The organism is Staphylococcus coagulans (assembly GCF_022557135.1).
In the GTDB taxonomy this organism is placed as follows: domain Bacteria; phylum Bacillota; class Bacilli; order Staphylococcales; family Staphylococcaceae; genus Staphylococcus; species Staphylococcus coagulans.
On the sequence record NZ_CP092966.1, the window covers coordinates 1,149,704 to 1,170,354 of the forward strand.

General features: G+C 36.0%; 17 protein-coding genes and 1 pseudogene. 14 read left to right on the forward strand and 4 right to left on the reverse strand.

Annotation, left to right across the window (positions count from 1 at the left end; translation table 11 throughout):
• The first annotated feature begins 138 nt into the window (after positions 1-138).
• The 5 genes and pseudogenes from sppA to KM149_RS05450 all read left to right on the forward strand — a co-directional run bounded on the left by sppA (position 139) and on the right by KM149_RS05450 (position 4,609).
• Entirely contained in the window at positions 139-1,128 is a 990-nt protein-coding gene (sppA, locus tag KM149_RS05430) for a signal peptide peptidase SppA (RefSeq protein WP_182280309.1), read from the forward strand.
• An 8-nt stretch (positions 1,129-1,136) separates the two neighbouring features.
• The gene (locus KM149_RS05435; RefSeq protein WP_103356062.1) at positions 1,137-1,721 is read left to right on the forward strand and encodes an RDD family protein; all 585 of its coding nucleotides are present in this window, start codon (positions 1,137-1,139) and stop codon (positions 1,719-1,721) included.
• Positions 1,722-1,782: 61 nt separating this feature from the next.
• Positions 1,783-2,276: pseudogene (gene tpx, locus KM149_RS05440) on the forward strand (thiol peroxidase).
• Positions 2,277-2,383: 107 nt separating this feature from the next.
• On the forward strand, positions 2,384-3,331 hold the full coding sequence (locus KM149_RS05445) for a class I SAM-dependent methyltransferase (RefSeq protein WP_182280308.1): 948 nt from the start codon (positions 2,384-2,386) through the stop codon (positions 3,329-3,331).
• A 78-nt stretch (positions 3,332-3,409) separates the two neighbouring features.
• Positions 3,410-4,609: an acetate kinase gene (locus KM149_RS05450; protein WP_050330683.1), complete on the forward strand. Its 1,200-nt coding sequence runs from the start codon at positions 3,410-3,412 to the stop codon at positions 4,607-4,609.
• 322 nt (positions 4,610-4,931) lie between these two features.
• Here the strand turns inward: KM149_RS05450 and KM149_RS05455 are convergent, their stop codons facing one another.
• Entirely contained in the window at positions 4,932-5,435 is a 504-nt protein-coding gene (locus KM149_RS05455) for a universal stress protein (protein ID WP_050330684.1), read from the reverse strand.
• A gap of 145 nt (positions 5,436-5,580) precedes the next feature.
• Between KM149_RS05455 and ald the strand changes: the two genes are divergently transcribed.
• The gene (ald, locus tag KM149_RS05460) at positions 5,581-6,705 is read left to right on the forward strand and encodes an alanine dehydrogenase (RefSeq protein WP_182280307.1); all 1,125 of its coding nucleotides are present in this window, start codon (positions 5,581-5,583) and stop codon (positions 6,703-6,705) included.
• A 122-nt stretch (positions 6,706-6,827) separates the two neighbouring features.
• On the opposite strand, the gene KM149_RS05465 is transcribed toward ald, so the two are convergent.
• Together KM149_RS05465 and KM149_RS05470 are read right to left on the reverse strand one after the other, a co-directional pair.
• Entirely contained in the window at positions 6,828-7,478 is a 651-nt protein-coding gene (locus KM149_RS05465; RefSeq protein WP_214970045.1) for a copper homeostasis protein CutC, read from the reverse strand.
• Entirely contained in the window at positions 7,475-8,530 is a 1,056-nt protein-coding gene (locus KM149_RS05470; RefSeq protein WP_182280305.1) for a M24 family metallopeptidase, read from the reverse strand. Before KM149_RS05470 ends, KM149_RS05465 begins: the two co-directional genes overlap by 4 nt.
• Positions 8,531-8,748: 218 nt before the next feature.
• On the opposite strand from KM149_RS05470, the gene KM149_RS05475 reads away from it, so the two are divergent.
• Positions 8,749-9,438, forward strand: coding sequence for a metal-dependent hydrolase (locus tag KM149_RS05475; protein WP_050330688.1), 690 nt, complete (start codon positions 8,749-8,751; stop codon positions 9,436-9,438).
• Between the two features lie 152 nt (positions 9,439-9,590).
• Here the strand turns inward: KM149_RS05475 and KM149_RS05480 are convergent, their stop codons facing one another.
• A complete protein-coding gene (locus tag KM149_RS05480; RefSeq protein ID WP_050330689.1) occupies positions 9,591-10,004 on the reverse strand; it encodes a universal stress protein in 414 nt (137 codons plus the stop codon).
• Positions 10,005-10,324: 320 nt separating this feature from the next.
• On the opposite strand from KM149_RS05480, the gene KM149_RS05485 reads away from it, so the two are divergent.
• The 7 genes from KM149_RS05485 to pfkA all read left to right on the forward strand — a co-directional run bounded on the left by KM149_RS05485 (position 10,325) and on the right by pfkA (position 20,635).
• Positions 10,325-11,620, forward strand: a complete 1,296-nt coding sequence (locus KM149_RS05485; protein WP_060829778.1) for a DRTGG domain-containing protein — start codon at positions 10,325-10,327, stop codon at positions 11,618-11,620.
• 9 nt (positions 11,621-11,629) lie between these two features.
• A complete protein-coding gene (locus tag KM149_RS05490; protein ID WP_425353673.1) occupies positions 11,630-12,565 on the forward strand; it encodes a DHH family phosphoesterase in 936 nt (311 codons plus the stop codon).
• Between the two features lie 15 nt (positions 12,566-12,580).
• Positions 12,581-15,769, forward strand: coding sequence for a DNA polymerase III subunit alpha (locus KM149_RS05495; RefSeq protein WP_214970041.1), 3,189 nt, complete (start codon positions 12,581-12,583; stop codon positions 15,767-15,769).
• A gap of 145 nt (positions 15,770-15,914) precedes the next feature.
• Positions 15,915-17,153, forward strand: coding sequence for an NADP-dependent malic enzyme (ystJ, locus tag KM149_RS05500; protein WP_214970039.1), 1,239 nt, complete (start codon positions 15,915-15,917; stop codon positions 17,151-17,153).
• 38 nt (positions 17,154-17,191) lie between these two features.
• Positions 17,192-18,052: an acetyl-CoA carboxylase, carboxyltransferase subunit beta gene (gene accD, locus KM149_RS05505; RefSeq protein WP_050330693.1), complete on the forward strand. Its 861-nt coding sequence runs from the start codon at positions 17,192-17,194 to the stop codon at positions 18,050-18,052.
• A complete protein-coding gene (locus KM149_RS05510) occupies positions 18,052-18,996 on the forward strand; it encodes an acetyl-CoA carboxylase carboxyltransferase subunit alpha (RefSeq protein ID WP_165545579.1) in 945 nt (314 codons plus the stop codon). Before accD ends, KM149_RS05510 begins: the two co-directional genes overlap by 1 nt.
• Before the next feature lie 670 nt (positions 18,997-19,666).
• Positions 19,667-20,635: a 6-phosphofructokinase gene (pfkA, locus tag KM149_RS05515; protein WP_050330695.1), complete on the forward strand. Its 969-nt coding sequence runs from the start codon at positions 19,667-19,669 to the stop codon at positions 20,633-20,635.
• Positions 20,636-20,651: the final 16 nt, after the last annotated feature.

Sequence of the window (20,651 nt, forward strand, 5' to 3'; positions counted from 1 at the left end):
ATGAATAAAGTGAAAATTGTGAAGAGAAAGTAAAGGTCTTACAAATATTTAGCATTGCAAATAAACATTTTGAGAAATATCGCGAAAAAATTTTATATTTGTTATGATGAACGTAACCTAAAGGAAAGGACGTCAAAAATGTCGAAAAGAATTGTTGCAATTATTTTAGCGAGTGTCATCATTATAGGAGGAATTCTTACCAGTGCATTGACCTCAATTGTTTCCTCTTTTTTTAATGGAGAGGTAAATATTAATGCTGAAGCACCAAGTACAGTTGTAAAAGAAGGCGACAAGTCAAATCAAATTGCAGAGATTACAGTCAATGGTGCAATACAAGATACAGGTGCCCCCGGCTTATTTGGTGGTGGCAGTGAGTATAATCATCAAGTGGCGTTAAATCAACTTGAAACAATTAAAAATGATGATTCAATAAAAGGTGTATTGTTAAACGTTAACAGCCCAGGTGGCGGTACATACGAAAGTGATGAGTTTTATCATAAATTGAAAGCAGTTAAAGATGCTGGTAAAAAGATTTACGTACAAATGGAAACTTTAGCGGCTTCTGGTGGTTATTATATTTCGGCACCAGCAGATAAAATTTATGCAGGGCCTCAAACATTGACAGGATCTATTGGTGTGATTTCTGAGTCAAAAGATTATTCTAAATTATTGGATGACTTAGGTATTAAGACCAATACGATTAAATCAGGTGCGCATAAAGATATTTTAAGTGGTTCACGTAAAATGACGGAAGAAGAGAGACAAATTCTTCAGTCAATTAATAAAGACAGTTTTGATCAATTTGTTGATGTTGTTAAAAAAGGACGTCACATGTCAGAATCAAAAGTGAGAAAGCTCGCTGATGGTCGAATTTATAGTGCTCAACAAGCAAAAGCAAATGGTCTAATTGATCAAATTGCATATAAAGATCAAGCGTTAAAAGATTTAGAGAAAGCCATTAAAGTGGATGATCCGCAAATCATTACTTTTAATCAAGAATCAAGTGATTTAACAAGTTTCCTAGGTATGAAATCATTTGTAAATGGTTTACGCTCAGATGTTCAAAATATCAAACAAATCTTGAACAATGAAGCCCAAACGAGACCGATGTATAAATATGAAGGGTAGGTCGTATGATGGACAGATCAATACAGCAAAACTATAATCCTTCGCAACCAAACTATCATGATATGAATGGTCGGCAGTTTCAACACGCCAATCAACGTGCTAAAAAAACGATAGAACAATATCAATACGAATTAAACGCCTTCTTTTATGCAGGGTTTTGGAGACGTTTCATCAGTTATTTGATAGATTTAGGAATATTATGGGGGATAACACAAATCGTCCTTAATCCACTCTATGCCCTGACGGGTATTGATGAATGGAAATTATGGATTGATTATTTTAGTATAGGCCATATTTTGGATGCATTAATATACTTTGGTTACTTCATATTAATGACCTATTTCTTTCAGCAAACAGTAGGAAAAATGATTATGGGGTTAAAAGTATATACGGTCGATATTCATAAACCTAATTGGACGGACATTCTATTTAGAGAATGGATTGGCAGACTAATATCAAATGTCTTGTTTGGTTTACCTTATTTTGCGGTAATATTCACACCGAAGCATATTGGTATACATGATTATTTTGCGAATACGGTAGTTGTAAAGAATAAATATCTTCAGTACATTAAAGAAAATGAAGGTGTCTGACGTGATAACATCATAGTAAGACGATATAATAAAAGAGTAATCTTTTAAGGAGGCACAATAAATGACACAAATTACATTTAAACAAAATCCTATTCAATTATTAGGTAAAGAGGTTAACGTAGGCGATCAGGCACCAGATTTTACTGTCGTTGATAACAGTTTACAAGGTGTGTCTCTCTCTCAATATGATGGGAAGAAAAAATGATTAATGTCGTACCTTCTCTTGACACAGGTGTTTGTGATCAACAAACGCGTAAATTTAACGAAGAAGCAAGTACAGAAGACGGTTATGTTTTAACAATTTCTGTTGACCTGCCGTTTGCACAACAAAGATGGTGTGCATCGACGGGTTTAGATAATGTGATTACATTAAGTGATTACCAAAACCATTCATTTGGTGAAAATTATGGTTTAATCATGGAAGGCTTACAGTTACTAGCTCGCTCTGTGTTTGTTTTAGATGAAAATAATAAAGTCGTTTATAAAGAAATTGTACCTGAAGGCACAGATTTTCCGAATTTCGAAGCGGCACTTGAAGCTTATCGAAACGTTTAAACTGGCATTATTAGGCTAATCATAGTCATTATTGGGGGAGATGAAGAAGTCCCAATTGTATGGATAGACTTCTGATTCGTCCCCTGTTTTTGTGAAAGGATGATTTGATGACAGAATCAAAATCGATAATGGAAAAATTGTTCCAGCAAATCGATGAATTGACGCAACAATTAAATGAAGAAAATGGTCAAAGCTTTATTGAAAATTTAGGTTTAGCGATGGAACGCATTTATACATCACAACGCGAATTGCTAGAACAAGCGACATTACAAGATAGAAGAAAAGCTTTTCAATTTGCATATTTAAATCAATTGCAAAAAGAAGAAGTTCAAGCGAATCATCAGATTACGCCTGATTCTATTGGATTGATTTTAGGTTTCTTAGTTTCTCAATTTCAACAAGAGCAGTCCGAGTTACACATTGCTGATTTAGGTAGCGGTGCAGGTCATCTAAGTGCCACAATTCATGAGGTGATGACGGATTACACATTGATGCATCATCTTGTTGAAGTAGACCCCGTGCTTTCAAGAGTCAGTGTGCACCTGGCTAACTTCCTAGAAATTCCTTTTGATGTATATCCACAAGATGCAATCATGCCTTTACCTTTTGAAGATGCAGATGTTGTTGTAGGAGATTTGCCTATTGGTTATTATCCGAATGATAGTCGAAGCGCACAGTTACAGTTAGGCTTTGAAGAGGGACACAGTTTCTCACATTATCTATTTATTGAGCAAGCGGTTCACGCGGTTAAGCCATCAGGTTACGTTTTCTTAGTTGTGCCAAGCCTAATTTTTGAAGGCGAGCATGTGAAACAGTTAGAAAATTTCATTGCAACAGAAACAGAAATGCAAGCATTTCTTAATTTACCAAAGAATTTATTCAAAAATGAGCGTGCGCAAAAATCAATCTTAATTTTACAACGTAAGGAACAACACGTCACAACGCCTGTAGAAGTTTTACTCGCAAATATCCCAGATTTTAAAAATCCACAAAATTTTCAACAATTTTTATCTGAATTAACGGCCTGGTTGTCACAAAATCACCCTAAAAATTAAGCTGTTGCACTCTTGAAATCAAACTGTATTAATGGTTAAATAGATTTAAATAAATTAAAAATATTGGAGGCCGTTTACATGTCAAAGTTAATTTTGGCGATTAACGCTGGTAGCTCATCATTGAAATTTCAATTAATTGAAATGCCAGAAGAAAAACTTATCACAAAAGGTTTAATCGAGCGTATTGGTTTAAAAGATTCAATTTTTACCATTGAATTCAAAGGCGAAAAATTTAAAGAGGTAGAAGATATTAAAGACCATGAACAAGCTGTTAACATTATGTTAGAAAGCTTACAAAAACATGGTATCATCAATGATATTAACGACATTGACGGTACAGGTCATCGTGTGGTTCATGGTGGAGAAGTTTTCCCTCAATCAGCGCTTGTTAATGACCAAGTTATAAGTGATATTGAAAGCTTAACAGATTTGGCACCACTTCATAATCCAGCGAATTTAATGGGTATTTTAGCTTTTAGAAAGCTTTTACCTAATATTCCGCATGTGGCTGTGTTCGATACATCTTTCCATCAATCAATGCCTGAATCTGCGTACCTTTATAGTTTACCTTATGATTACTATAAAAAATATGGTATCCGTAAATATGGCTTCCACGGTACAAGTCACAAATATGTATCACAACGTGCAGCAGAAATTTTAAATAAACCTGTTGAAGAATTGCGCATCATTTCATGTCACATTGGTAACGGTGCTTCAATTGCTGCGATTGATGGTGGAAAATCAATCGATACATCAATGGGATTCACGCCATTAGCAGGTGTGACAATGGGAACACGTTCAGGTAATATCGACCCAGCGCTTATTCCATTCATCATGGAAAAAACAGGTAAAACTGCAGATGAAGTATTAAATATTTTAAATAAAGAGTCTGGTTTATTAGGTATTACAGGCACTTCTTCTGATTTACGTGATATTGAAGGTGATGCAAAAGAAGGCAACGAACGTGCAGAACTTGCATTAGAAGTATTCGCTTCACGTATCCATAAATACATGGGATCATATGCGACACGTATGCATGGTGTTGATGTAATTATCTTCACTGCTGGTGTGGGTGAAAACTCTGATACAGTACGTGCGCGTGTATTAGAAGGATTAGAATTTATGGGCGTTTATTGGGATCCTCGTAAAAACGAAGGATTACGTGGTAAAGAAGCTGAATTAAACTACCCACATTCACCGGTTAAAGTGTTAGTGATTCCAACGAATGAAGAAGTAATGATTGCACGAGATGTAATGACATTCGGTGAGTTAGATTAATTTGTTGTAAAAATTATTTTACATCGTATAAGCGACTTAAGTTATAAAAAATTCAAACTATGAAATAATATAAAAGGATGGCGTAAGGGTTCGTGAAACGTGTTTAGTCACGCGAGTCATCTGACTGAGGTAGAACTGAAATCAAAACGATTTTAGCTCTGCCTCTTTTTTGTTTTAGGGGGGAGGGGCGAAGAGGTTTTTGAATGCATTTAATTATTAAAATAAAACAGTGAGCGACTATTAATTAATTCGCCCACTGCATAAAAGATGTGCTCTAAAAAAATGACATCTTTAAATATAATTCACTTTATTAAGATTAGGTTTAAATGCTAAAGTCTTTTAAAAATTCTTCAGTCGCAACTTTAGGTTCAAAGTTTTCTGGGATTTGTTCAGTACGAACGACAAGTACGTCACAAGTTGCATGGCGAACAATCGCTTCAGATACTGAGCCGACGATAAAACGTTCAACAGCATTAAGTCCTGAAGTCCCACACATGACTAAGTCTACGCCTGATTCGTCTTCACTTGCTAACTTAGGAATGATTGATTTTGGAGATCCGAATTCTAAACGTGTTTCAACATTATGAACCCCTTCATCTTCGGCAACTTGACGGTAGCCGTCCAGTAATTTTTCAGCAAATGATTTTGATTTTTCAGTAAAATGCGAATCATATACTTCAAATGATGTGTACGTTCTAGAATCAATGACATTCACTACTGTTAACTTAGCATCGTTACGTTTTGCAACGGCAAGTGCTTTATTGAACGCCCATTCTGCTTCATGAGAACCATCAACAGCAATCAAAATATTTTTGTAAATAAACATAGCGAAAACCCCTTTCTTATTTCACTTTTATTATATCATAAAATTTTGAAAATGAATTGGATTTTAAATGTATTGATTTTACAAAAATTTAATGATTGCGCTTACATAATGTATGCGTTATCATGAATTTGGAGGTGTAAGGAGTATGAGAATTGGAATTCCAAGAGAAATTAAAAATAATGAAAATCGTGTAGGTTTATCACCAAGTGGTGTTCATGCGTTAGTAGAGGCAGGACATGAAGTCCTTGTAGAAACACATGCTGGTGAGGGGTCTTATTTCGAGGATAATGACTACGTTGAAGCGGGGGCTGAAATTAGCGATAGTCAATCACAAGTTTGGGACGTGGATATGATTATAAAAGTAAAGGAACCATTATCAGAGGAGTATGCTTATTTTAAAGAAGGTCTCATTCTGTTTACTTATCTTCATTTAGCAAATGAACCAGAATTAACTCAAGCACTCATCGATAAAAAAGTGGTAGCCATTGCATATGAAACAGTGCAACTAGCTGATCGAACATTACCACTTCTTACGCCAATGAGTGAAGTGGCAGGACGGATGTCGACTCAAATTGGGGCACAATTTTTACAACGCTTTAATGGTGGCATGGGTATTCTATTAGGGGGTATCCCTGGTGTTCAAAAAGGTAAGGTAACAATTATTGGTGGGGGCCAAGCTGGGACTAATGCTGCACGCATCGCATTAGGCCTTGGCGCAGACGTCACAATTTTAGACGTGAATCCAAAACGTTTGCAAGAGCTTGAAGATTTATTTGATGGTCGTGTTCAAACCATCATGTCGAATCCATTAAACATCGAGGCACATGTCATCGAAAGTGACTTAGTCATTGGTGCTGTTTTAATTCCAGGGGCAAAAGCACCTAAGTTAGTTACTGAAGCGATGATTAAAAAGATGAAGCCTGGCTCTGTTGTTGTTGACATTGCCATCGATCAAGGTGGTATTTTTGAAACGACAGATCGTATTACAACGCATGATAACCCAACATATATCAAACATGATGTTGTCCATTATGCTGTCGCAAATATGCCAGGTGCAGTACCGCGTACATCGACAATTGGCTTAAATAACGCGACATTACCTTATGCGTTGCAGCTTGCGAATAAAGGCTATCAACGTGCACTCATAGAAAATGAACCACTCTCACACGGATTGAACGTTTTTGCCGGACAAATTACAAATAAAGCTGTTGCTGATGCATTTAATTACACTTATACGTCTGTAAGCGATGCATTAAAAGAGACAGTATAATATTTGAAAAAGAGAGAAGCGGAACAGTGATTTAACCGATGCTGTTCCGCTCCTTATTTATATGAATCTTTCCGCTTAGTTTTTTCGTATTATGATTTATCTGCTTTAACGGATTACTGCTCTCATGGTGTTTCGAGATCTGCATTTACAATTGCGCTACCGTGTACTTCTTGGAATGGAAACAGCTCTAAAAGGTGGGGTAAATTTTGATAGTTGAGACCACCACCAGGCATAATCTCTATTCTTCCTTTTGATTGTGTTACAAATTTTGCAATGCGCGGCAAATTATCAAACAAATCAGTTTCAGGTCGTCCGCCATGAGTCAGTAATCTTTGTACACCAAGGTCTATTAGTTCTTGTAATGCTTTCGTTTGTCCTGCTGGATAAATATAATCAAAAGCCATGTGACAGACAGTAGGGATTGGATGCGCAAGTGAGATGAGTGTTTTCATTTGAAATGTATTTAAAGTTTGATCGGAGGTTAAACAACCGAAAACAAAGGCGTCGATTGAAAGTGACTTCAACAGTTGAATATCTGCTTGCATCGCTTCAAATTCATACCAATTGTAACAAAAGTCACCACCTCTTGGTCGAATCATAACCACTAGTTTTGCACCATAAAGTCGACACATTTCACTTGCAATTTTAACCATACCATAACTTGGTGTTGTTCCTAACTGTGCCATGTTATCACAAAGCTCAATTCGATGTGCACCCGCTTTTAACTTCGCCTCTACTTCACGCAACGACGATGCGACAGCTTCCTTTATCATTTTGGATAATTCGATAAGCGGACATAACCATGTTCAGTAACGAGAATATCATCTTCAATTCTAACGCCAGCAACGCCAGGAACATAAATGCCTGGTTCAATTGTTAAAACCATGCCTGCTTCTAATAAATGATCGTTTGTATGAGAGATGTCTTGATACTCATGTGCTTCAAGACCTAAACCATGTCCAAGACGATGCGGGAAGTATTCACCAAATCCTGCATTTTCAATAATTCCACGTGCTTTACGATCAAGGTCGCTAATTTTAACTCCGGGTTGAATCAGTTCGATTGCTTCTGTCTCAGCTTGTAATACAATTTGATAGATTTCTTGAGCTTTTTGATCTGGGTTGCCAAATGGAATCGTGCGAGTAATATCACTGCAATAATGTTTGTAAATGACACCTAAATCGAATAACACGTATTCATCAATTTTTAGTTTTCTGTCACCAGGGGTACCATGTGGGGCAGCAGCATGATCACCAAAAAGAACCATAGTATCAAAACTCATTTCTGATACACCGTAACGTTTAATCTCGTTTTCGATATGATTGACAACTTCCCTTTCAGTTACGCCTACTTTTAAAAAGGCTTTACCAATTTCCATACATTTGTCAGCTAATTGCGCAGCTTCTGCTAATGCTTTAATTTCACTATCTGTTTTAACATTCCGTAATTGTTTGATTGTTTGATCAATTGGCGCAAATGTTTTTGTCCCAAACGCCTTTTTCAAAGCATGATATCTTTGAACTGTTAAATGACTTTCTTCTATCAATAATTTGTCATAATGATTTTGGTGCTTGTCGAATGGATTTTCAGTATCTAAATAACCAATAATTTGACCTTCAAAAGGTGAATTTTTAACTTCTTCCACTTCGAGTTGTGGACAGAACAAAATAGGTTCACCATCTTTTCTAACAAGCAGTGCAAATAAGCGTTCATGTGGATCTGATTTATATCCTGTAAAATAGAAAATGTTGATGGGATGTGAAATCCATGCGGCATCCGCTTCATTTTCTTTTAATGCTCGTACGAGTTGGTCTAATTTTGACATAAAAGCGCCTCCTTATATCTTTTCTTCTATTTTATTCTAGCTCCTCAAAGAATGCAAAATAGAGGGTATCGTTTTTTCACTTATGGATTAAAGCAGGTGAAGGTAAGACAAAAAAATAAACGAGGGAGAATAATAAAATTTAGATTTCAAAGGATTAACTTGTTAATATAGAGGTATAGCAATAAAGAGGCAAAGATGGTTAAAAGGAGGATACAAACATGAAGTTATCATTTCATGGTCAATCAACGGTTTATTTTGAAGCGAATGGGAAATCAGGTATTATAGATCCTTTTATTACAGGTAATGACTTATCAGATTTAAGTGTCGAAGATTTAAAAGTGGACTATATTGTACTCACACATGGGCATGAAGATCATTTTGGTGACACGGTTGAACTTGCTAACCGTAATCATGCCACTGTTATCGGTAGTGCTGAAGTAGCTAATTATTTATCTACGGCAAAAGGTATTGAAAATGTACATCCAATGAATATTGGTGGAAAATGGGAGTTTGATTTTGGTGTTTTAAAATTTGTACAAGCTTTTCATAGTTCAAGTCTAACGAATGATGAAGGTATTCCAATCTATTTAGGTATGCCAATGGGTGTGATTTTAGAATTAGATGGAAAAACGATATACCATGCAGGTGATACAGGGTTATTCAGTGATATGAAATTAATTGCTGAACGCCATCCGGTTGATGTTTGTTTCGTACCTATTGGAGATAATTTTACAATGGGAATTGAAGATGCAAGTTATGCAATCAATCATTTAATTAAACCGAAACTCACGGTACCGATTCACTACAATACATTCCCATTAATTGAACAAGATCCGGTTAAATTTAAGGAAGCGGTTTATGAAGGTCGAGTTCAAATTTTAAAACCAGGTGAAGCAGTCGAATTTTAATCAAAAAAGACAAGGAATTTGAGAGTAGAATCACTTTTGATTTCTATTGCTCATATCCTTGTCTTTTTGTTTGTAAATGGTAACACAGAGTGGTTAAAGTCATGAGGTGTTTTTCCTTCTTGTAAAGTTACTACAATTGCGTTCACATACGATTATTTAACAATCAGGACTGGGATTTTAGCACGCTTTGCCACTTTATGGCTGACACTGCCTAGTACGAATTTTTGAGCCGCTTCTGCTTTGCGATTGCTGAGCACAACAATGTCATATTGACCACTATTCGCGTATGTCACGATTTTTTCTTTTGGATTGCCACGTTCAATCACTTCTTCATAATGAATACCATGTTCTTCTAGTGTTTCTCGTGTAGGTGCCATTTGCGTATGGCGAATATGTTTGAGCTCATCGATATGCGTCCCCATTTTCACTGAGGCTTGGGCATCTTGTTCTGCGATGATATTGAGCATTGTTACAGTTGTCGTCTCACCTGAAAGTTTCACAACTTCTTGCAATGCTTTTGTGTTTTTTAAATCTGTGTCAACTGCGAGTAAAATATTTTTATGCATCTCTATCATCCTCCTTATATCTAGTCTATACAAAATTAAAATGAAATGCCATCTTTTATAAGTATAAATATGCACGAAGATTACTTCGCAATACGATTTGAAAAACGTTATAATATACAAGTAATCAAAAATGTATGAATAAAATTAAAAGATAAAGACGAAAAGTAAAAAACAAACACACTTTCGTTTTGGTTTCAGATGACATATGAAGAATCAAATTTTGGCTTTATATTCAGGAGATGTCTAAACCGGTTGAATCTTTTTATATTGCCGTGACAAATGTAGTAGTATATTAAAATTAATCAAATTGAGGGAGACACATGACAAAGCATGAGCAAATTATTAAACATATAGAATCGTTATCAGTGGGCCAAAAGATATCCGTACGCAAAATTGCAAAAGACTTAGATGTCTCAGAAGGAACGGCGTATCGTGCCATTAAAGATGCAAATCAACGTGGTTTGGTTGCAACGATTGACCGTGTTGGGACAGTGAGAATAGAGAAAAAAACAAGAGCAAAAGTAGATCATTTGACGTTTAGAGAAATTGCCAAAATTGTGGATGGCCATTTGATTGCTGGCAGAGGTGGTCAATTTAACTCATTAACAAAATTTGCGATTGGTGCAATGGAAGTAGATAATGTCGTAAATTATGTATCGAAAAACACTTTGCTCATTGTCGGAAACCGTCTCGATGTACAAAAAGCAGCACTTGAAAAGGGTAGTGCAATACTCATTACAGGTGGTTTTGATACGACAGATGAAATTAAAACGATGGCGAATGATCAAAATCTGCCTATTATTTCGTCAAATTATGATACTTTTATGGTAGCTAATATAATTAATAGAGCAATGTATAATCAAATGATAAAGAAAGAAATTATGGTTGTTGAGGACATTGTGATTCCAATTGAAGAAACATCCTATTTATATGATGAAATGACTGTTGCCGATGTTGGAAAAAAATCTCACGAGTCTTCACACTCACGTTTTCCAGTAGTGGATCGCTATGAAAAATTAGCAGGACTCATTACAAGTAAGGATATTATTGGTAAAAATCCTGAAGAAAAATTACATAGAGTCATGAAAAAGCCAGCGATTAGTGTACAATTAAATACTACAGTTGCAAGTTGTGCACATTTAATGATTTGGGAGGGAATAGAATTGCTGCCCGTTATTAATGCACAAAAGCGATTAATAGGTGTCATTTCAAGGGAAGATGTCTTGAAAGCGATGCAAATTGTTGGACGGCAACCACAAGTGGGTGAAACAATAAACGATCAAGTTGCGAAACATATCGAAATTAGAAACCACCAAATTGTAGTAGAAATTACCCCTCAATTAACCAATCAATTTGGAACTTTAAGTAAATCTGTCACAGTGGCGATTATTGAAGAAACAATTAAGTCAGTTATGCGAAAACATAAAAAATTAGAGGTTATGATTGAAAGTTTAAACATTTTTTATATACGTACAGTACAGATTGAAAGCGAAGTCGAAGTGCTCTATACCATTTTAGACATGGGAAGAAATTTTGCTAAAGTTGAAGTATCAATGGAAAGCGCAAAACAACCTGTAGCTAAAGCTTTAATTATGTGTCAACTACTAGACCATTAGGGAGTGATAATTATGAAATTAATAGAAGAAATTCAAAATAAAATTCAGACATTTGATACCATTATTATTCATCGCCATGTGAGACCTGATCCAGATGCTATGGGATCTCAAATGGGATTAAAATATTATTTGAAAGCAAAATATCCTGGAAAATCGGTTTTTGCAGTGGGACAAGTAGAGCCTTCACTTGAGTTTATGAGCGATTTAGACCAAGTTGATAGTGAACAATTTCAAGATGCACTTGTTATTGTATGTGATACCGCAAATGCACCACGTATTGATGATGCACGGTACAGTCAAGGCCAGGCGCTTATCAAAATCGATCATCATCCACCGGTAGATGATTATGGTGACATTAATTATGTCGATGTCAATGCTTCGTCTACGAGCGAAATTATTTTTGATATCATTCGACAATTTGGAGACATTGAAATTTTAAATAAAGCCATCGCATCATCGTTATATCTTGGAATTGTTGGAGACACGGGGCGCTTTTTCTTCAGTAATACTTCACCTAAAACGATGGAAATTGCAAGTAAACTTTTAAAATATGATATTGGTCATGATCAATTACTCAACCAATTGGGTGAAAAAGAACCACGCTTAATGCCATTCCATGGTTACGTGCTCCAAAATTTTGAATTAGATGAAAAAGGCTTTTGTAAAGTTAAAATCACGGCTGATGTATTAGAAAAATACCAAATCCAACCGAATGAAGCATCACTCTATGTCAATGCTGTTGCAGATCTAAAAGGATTAAAAATATGGGTGTTTGCAGTTGATGAAGGTAAAGAAATACGTTGTCGCATCCGTTCTAAACAAATAACGATTAATGATGTCGCTGCACACTTTGGTGGCGGGGGACACCCCAACGCAGCAGGTGCTTCTGTACATTCTTGGGATGAATTTGAAACGCTTGCCACTGAATTAAAAAATAAATTGTAAAAGAAGGTGTCTACGATGGTTGCCCATTTAAATATTCATACTTCATATGAGCTTTTAAATTCAAGTATAACAATTAAAGGGGCAATTGCGCGTGCGATTGACATAGGCTACTCAGCTATAGCGATTACAGATTTAAACGTCATGTATGGTGTGCCTCAATTTTATGACGAGTGTACTAAAAAAGGCATTAAACCATTGCTAGGGATGACGATTTATATAACAGACCAGCTGAACGTTTTAGAAGTGGTCCTCATCGCTAAAAATAACGAAGGTTTGAAAAATCTTTTTCAATTGTCAACAGATATTCAAGTCAATCAACGGGAACAAGTATCAATTTACGATATTCAAGCTTATCTACAACATAATGTTGTTATTTTTAAAAATATGACTGAGCAAACGTTGCATTGGTTAGACGAAATGCCTATAGAAAGTTCATATTATGTGGATCACCATTCTGTTGTAGACCGTTCTATACCTCAGGTTTATTTGGAAAGTGCGTATTATTTGAAAGCCGAAGATAAAGAAACATTAAAAGTCTTAAATGCCATTCGTGACAACACAAAGGTGAATTTTATAGACAATGAAGACGGACCATCACGTCATATGTTTACTATAAATGAATTGAGTGAAGCTGAAATCGATGCACAATATGTGAAATCTACTGATGAGGTCGCAGATTTATGTGAAGCAAAACTTGAGTATCATCAAGCGTTGCTCCCAGAGTTTCAAACTCCTGATGGTAGCTCTGCTGATTATTATTTATGGCGTGTATTGGAACAGTCATTACAAAATAAGGATTTATCAAAACCGAATTATATGGAACGGTTAAAATATGAATATCAAGTTATCACTAAAATGGGTTATGCCGATTATTTTCTCATAGTGAGTGACTTAATCCGCTATGCCAAATCAAATGGTGTCATGGTAGGTCCGGGTCGGGGTTCATCAGCAGGGTCTTTGGTCAGTTATTTGCTCAATATTACGACCATTGATCCCTTGAAGTATGACTTGCTTTTTGAGCGCTTTCTTAACCCTGATCGTGTCACAATGCCAGATATTGATATCGACTTTGAAGATACACAAAGAGAAAAAGTCATCCAATATGTACAAAACAAATATGGTGATTATCGTGTGGCAGGTATTGTCACCTTCGGGCATTTGCTTGCCAAAGCAGTGGCAAGAGATGTGGGGCGAGTGATGGGATTTGATGAAGCAACACTGAGCGAAGCATCTAAGCTTATTCCCAGTAAATTAGGTGTGACCCTCGATGAAGCTTATGCACAAGAGAATTTTAAAGCATTTGTGCATCGAAATCATAGAAATGAACGTTGGTTCGAATTTTGTAAAAAACTTGAAGGTTTACCTCGAAACACATCTACGCATGCAGCGGGTGTTATTGTCAATGATCAGCCATTATACGAATCCATTCCACTTACTGAAGGTGACACAGGGCTTTTAACCCAATGGACGATGACTGAGGCTGAAAGAATCGGTTTATTAAAAATTGATTTCTTAGGATTACGTAATCTCACAATCATTCATCAAATCATCAAACAGATTAAACATGATATGAAAATTGACTTAAATATTGAGGAAATTCCTTTTGATGACAAGGAAGTATTTCGTCTTCTCTCAAGAGGCGATACGACAGGTATTTTCCAATTAGAGTCAGACGGGGTCCGCCGTGTGTTGCAAAAACTACAGCCAGAGCATTTTGAGGATATAGTAGCTGTGACCTCTTTATACCGGCCTGGACCGATGGAAGAAATTCCAACATATATTCGGCGACGTCATGATTCTTCTCAAGTTCAATATTTACATCCAGATTTAGAGCCGATTCTAAAAAGGACTTACGGCGTGATTATATATCAAGAGCAGATTATGCAAATTGCGAGTCAATTTGCAGGTTTTTCATATGGTGAAGCTGATATTTTAAGACGTGCAATGAGCAAAAAGAATAGAGAAGTATTAGAAAATGAACGCCAGCATTTTATGGATGGTGCGATGAAGAAAGGATATGCCAATGCGTTGAGCAGTCAAATTTTTGATTTAATATTGAAATTTGCTGATTACGGTTTTCCTAGAGCCCATGCCGTTAGCTATTCAAAAATCGCTTATATCATGACTTATTTGAAAGTACACTATCCAACTTATTTTTATGCCAACATATTGAGTAATGTCATTGGAAACGAAGCAAAGACACAATTAATGATTCAAGAAGCTAAACAACAGCAGATTAAAATTCATGGTCCGCATATTAACTGGAGTCAATGGCGCTATGTAGCCACACAAAAAGGTGTCTATATCTCATTAGGTGCTATAAAAGGGATTGGATATCAAAGTGTACAAGCTATTGTTTCAGAGCGCATCGAGCATGGGCCTTTTAAAGACTTTTTTGATTTTTGTGATCGCATTCCTAATCGGATACGTACGCGACGATTACTCGAAGCACTTATTTTAACTGGGGCTTTAGATTGTTTCGACAAGAATAGAGCGACACTATTACAGTCAATAGATAAAGTGACCGATTCTAACAGTGATATTGATCAAAGTTTTGTAGATACGTTTGCGACTATCAAACGAGATTACCTAGAAACGGAAGAAATGCCAGAACAACAGTTAAGTGACTATGAAAAGCAATATCTTGGCTTTTACGTGTCGATGCATCCAGTGGAGAAACAATTTGTGAAAAAGCAATATCTCGGAATTTACCAATTAAATAGCAAATTAATCAATCAACCTATTTTAGTAACAATGGATGCGATTCGTGTTATTCGAACAAAGAAAGGACAACAAATGGCCTTTGTTGAGTTGAATGATGGTGAACACACCGTAGATGGTGTCATCTTTCCAAAAGTATTTCAAAGTTTCGCGCAACTTATACAAGAAAATGCTTATTACATTGTTTGGGGTAAATTTGAAAAAAGAAATGAAAAGATGCAAATGGTAATTCAAAAGATAAGTCCGCTTGAAAAATATGTAGAGGAAAAGATGAAAGCAGTGAAGCAAATCGTGATTAGAGAAAAAGTACCGGAAGATATACAAAATCAACTGTTTTCAACACAATCGAAAGCTACAGTGCCCGTCTACTTTTACAACGAATCATCGAATCAATTTCAACCTATAGGTCATATTGAAAAGAACTCTGAGCAACTGACCCAGTTATTAAAAGCGATTGAACCACAACATATTCGTTTGTTATAATGGTATATAATTTTGTAGGGTACCCTCTATGTACTCCGTGTCAGAAGGTCACTTTGACATGTTTTTAGAATGTGCTATATTATAATGGCGATAAAATAAGGACTTATTCATAAAATAATGAATTTATAATTGGAGATGATGGTGAATGTCTTTAAGAGACGATGCATTGCATATGCATAAAGAAAATCAAGGTAAACTAGCTGTTTGTCCAAAGGTTAAAGTAACAAATAAAGAAGAACTTAGTTTGGCCTATTCACCTGGGGTAGCTGAACCCTGTAAAGATATTCATGAACGACCAAGCCGTGTCTATGATTACACAATGAAAAGTAATACTGTAGCTGTCATTTCAGATGGGACAGCTGTTCTAGGATTAGGAAACATTGGCGCCGAAGCTAGTATCCCTGTTATGGAAGGTAAGGCTGTGTTATTTAAAAGTTTTGCTGGTGTTGATGCAATTCCGTTATCTCTATCAACGAATGATACAGAAGAAATTATCCGTACCGTTAAACTTTTAGAACCTAATTTTGGTGGCGTCAATTTAGAAGACATTTCTGCACCGCGTTGTTTTGAAATCGAAGCACGTTTGAAAAAAGAAACAAAAATCCCTGTTTTTCATGATGATCAACATGGAACAGCAATCGTAACTGTTGCTGGGCTTATTAATGCGCTTAGAATTGTAAACAAAGACTTAGCTGACATTAAAGTGATTTTAAATGGTGCAGGCGCAGCAGGTATTGCTATTGTTAAATTATTATATTCCTATGGTGTTCGAAATATGATTATGTGCGACTCAAAGGGTGCTATTTTCGAAGGTAGATCATATGGTATGAACCCTACTAAAGAAACTGTTGCGAAATGGACAAATAAAGACAAGCAAGAAGGTCAATTAGAAGACGTCATTAAAGACTCAGATGTCTTCATTGGTGTATCAGTTGCAGATGCGCTTTCAGAAGACATGGTGAAATCAATGAATGAAGATGCTATTATTTTTGCGATGGCTAATCCAAATCCAGAAATCACACCAGATAAAGCTAAAAATGCTGGGGCTAAAGTCATCGGTACAGGCCGTTCTGATTTTCCAAATCAAATCAATAACGTACTCGCTTTTCCAGGGATATTCCGCGGTGCGTTAGATGTTCGCGCAACACATATCAATGAAGATATGAAACAAGCTGCTGTTGAAGCGATTGCAAATTTAATAACAGATGAAGAAAGAAATGCAGATTATGTGATTCCAGGACCATTCGATTATCGTGTAGCACCTTCAGTTGCAAGAGAAGTTGCACGCGCTGCAATGGAATCAGGTGTCGCTAGAATCGAAGTTGATCCAGAAGTGGTATACGAAAAAACGTTATCACTTACTGATTTAAAAAAGTCAAAATAAGCTGATTGATAGCCAATGGTTATGTGGAGGTAATAGAGATGTTCAAAGATTTTTTTAATCGTAATTCTAAAAAGAAGAAATATGTTACGGTTCAAGATTCAAAACAGAATGAAGTTCCAGAAGGCATCATGACAAAATGTCCTAACTGCAAAAAGATTATGTATACAAAAGAGCTAACTGAAAACTTAAATGTTTGTTTTAATTGTGATCATCATATACAACTTTCTGCATATGATCGAATCGATGCCATTGCGGATGAAGGGACTTTTGAAGAATTTGATAAGGGGATGACCTCTGCAAATCCATTAAACTTTCCTGGCTATGAAGAAAAACTTGAAAAAGACCAAGAAAAAACAGGATTAAATGAAGCAATTGTAACAGGCACTGCTGAACTTAATGGGAATAAATTTGGAGTAGGTGTCATGGACCCAAGATTCAGAATGGGGAGTATGGGTTCAGTTGTCGGGGAAAAAATTTGTCGTATTGTTGACCATTGTACCGAAGAACGTTTGCCGTTTGTTTTATTCACGGCTTCTGGCGGTGCTCGCATGCAAGAAGGTATTATTTCTTTGATGCAAATGGCTAAAACGAGTGTATCTTTAGAAAAGCACTCAAATGCTGGCTTATTATTTATTTCTTATATGACACATCCAACAACTGGTGGGGTTTCTGCAAGTTTCGCTTCTATTGGAGATATCAATCTAGCTGAGCCAAAAGCTCTGATTGGCTTTGCAGGTCGACGCGTGATTGAACAAACGATTAACGAAAAACTACCTGATGATTTTCAAACTGCTGAATTTTTATTGGAACATGGCCAATTGGACAAGGTTGTACACCGTAGCGAAATGAAAAAAACACTTGCTACATTATTTGATATGCATCGTGAGGTGAAAAAGTAATGCTTGATTTTGAAAAACCAATTCAAGATATTATGAACAAAATTGAATCTTTACAGGAGACTCAGGCAAAAAATGATGTTGATTTGTCTGATGAAATTGAGATTCTTGAAGCAGCATTACAAACAGAAAAAGAAAAAATTTATACATCTTTGAAACCTTGGGATCGTGTACAAATAGCAAGATTACCTGAGAGACCCACTGTTTTGGACTATATTCCATTTATATTTGATGATTTCATTGAATTACACGGTGATCGAAATTTCAGAGATGATCCAGCGATTATCGGTGGATTAGCTTATTTAGATGGCCGTCCAGTAACAGTAATTGGACATCAACGCGGGAAAGATACGAAAGATAATATTTATCGTAACTTCGGTATGGCTCATCCAGAAGGCTATCGTAAGGCTTTAAGGTTGATGAAAGAAGCGGAAAAGTTCAACCGTCCGATTTTTACATTTATCGATACGAAAGGTGCTTATCCAGGTAAAGCTGCCGAAGAACGCGGTCAAAGTGAATCCATCGCACGTAATCTGGTCGATATGGCGGGCCTCACTGTTCCTGTGATTTCTATTGTTATAGGAGAAGGAGGAAGTGGTGGTGCACTTGGTCTAGGTGTGAGTAACCGATTATTAATGTTAGAAAATAGTACATACTCTGTCATATCTCCTGAAGGTGCAGCTGGCATTTTATGGAAAGATAGTGCTTTAGCGAAAATTGCGGCGGAAACTATGAAAATTACGGCCTATGATTTATTAGAGCTTAATATAATTGATGAAGTGGTCAAAGAACCACTTGGTGGTGCACATCACGATGCGGAAGCTTTAGGTAAAAGCATTAAAGAAAAATTCACGCGCCATTTAAAGTCGTTTGAAAATATGACGCCTGAAGCGATTAAAGAGAATCGTTTCGAGAAGTTCCGAAATATTGGATCTTTTGTAGAATAAAATCTATCGTTTATTTTGAATTTAAAGTATACAGATAATGTGAAGTTTGTATAACGATAATTATTGTGTCATTGTAGAAATTTTGAATAGGATAAATCTGAGATAAGACCCGAGATGATTTTTTAAAGAAACCTCGGGTTTTAACTTTTTAAAGTAAATATGCAGTTATTTACCATTGTATTTCAATTTCATCTTGATTAAGTACTTTAAGGGAACACATCTCTCATTTTGATTTGGCTTAATTATATTTATTATTTGAAGCGCTCAATTAAAAAAGTTACACTATTGAACGGTACAGTTGTTCTTGACAACAGGTGACGTAATAGAGGCAAATGAGATAATCTGAAATACCTTTTAAGAAGTACTCACTTTTATCTTAGTAAATATATACAGTTCACTTGTTACTGTTTTTATATTAAATTTACACCTAATTGCATCAACTAAACATTAAATTGGCAATACCAAAAATGGAGTCGTAATATAAAATAAAATTGAATTATAACTTGGTTAATTTTTAAATGAAAATGTTATGAAAACGCCATTTGTGGCGGATTCATGAATTCATATTAAAAAACCGTTTTCATTTTTATTTGTACCTTTTTTTGATGGAATGCTTCATCAAATTATGGTATTTTTAACTTAACAACTATGCAAGAAAGGGTATGTCTACATGAAAAAAATTGCAGTTTTAACGAGTGGTGGAGATTCTCCAGGGATGAACGCAGCAATTCGTGCTGTAGTAAGAAAAGCGATTTATCATGATATTGAAGTTTATGGTGTTTATCAAGGTTATCAAGGCCTTATCAATGATGATATTCGCAAACTAGAGCTTGGTACTGTGGGTGATACAATTCAACGTGGAGGAACATTTTTATATTCAGCACGTTGCCCAGAGTTCAAAGAAAAAGAAATACGTCAAAAAGGAATCGAAAATCTTAAAAAACGAGGCATTGAAGGGCTCGTTGTCATTGGCGGTGATGGTAGTTACCGTGGTGCGCAACGTATTAGTGAAGAATGTAAAGAAATCCAAACGATTGGAATTCCAGGTACGATTGATAATGACATTAATGGTACAGACTTTACAATTGGATTTGATACAGCACTGAATACAATTATAGAGTCTGTCGATAAGATTCGTGATACCGCTTCAAGCCATGCGCGTACATTTATCATAGAAGTTATGGGGCGAAATTGTGGTGACCTTGCTTTATGGTCTGGATTAGCAGTAGGGGCTGAAACAATCATCTTACCAGAAACAAAAGTTGATATTCAAGACATTGCTGAAAAAATCCAAAAAGGTATCGATAGAGGTAAAAAGCATTCCATTATCATTGTTGCAGAAGGTTGTATGACAGGCCAAGCATGTGCTGGTGAATTGACAAAATTCATCAATGTAGACGCACGTGTATCTGTATTAGGACACATTCAACGTGGAGGTAGCCCTACAGGTGTCGACCGTGTACTCGCTTCTAGACTAGGTGGTTTTGCTGTTGAGCTTCTTATGGATGGTGAAACAGCGAAGGGCGTTGGTATTAAAGATAACCGCCTTACAGCGACAGATTTTGATACGATATTCAATTCAACCGAGCATCAAATTAATCAACACATGTTAGAATTAACTAAAGAATTATCTATTTAATTTTAGGAGGCATTTC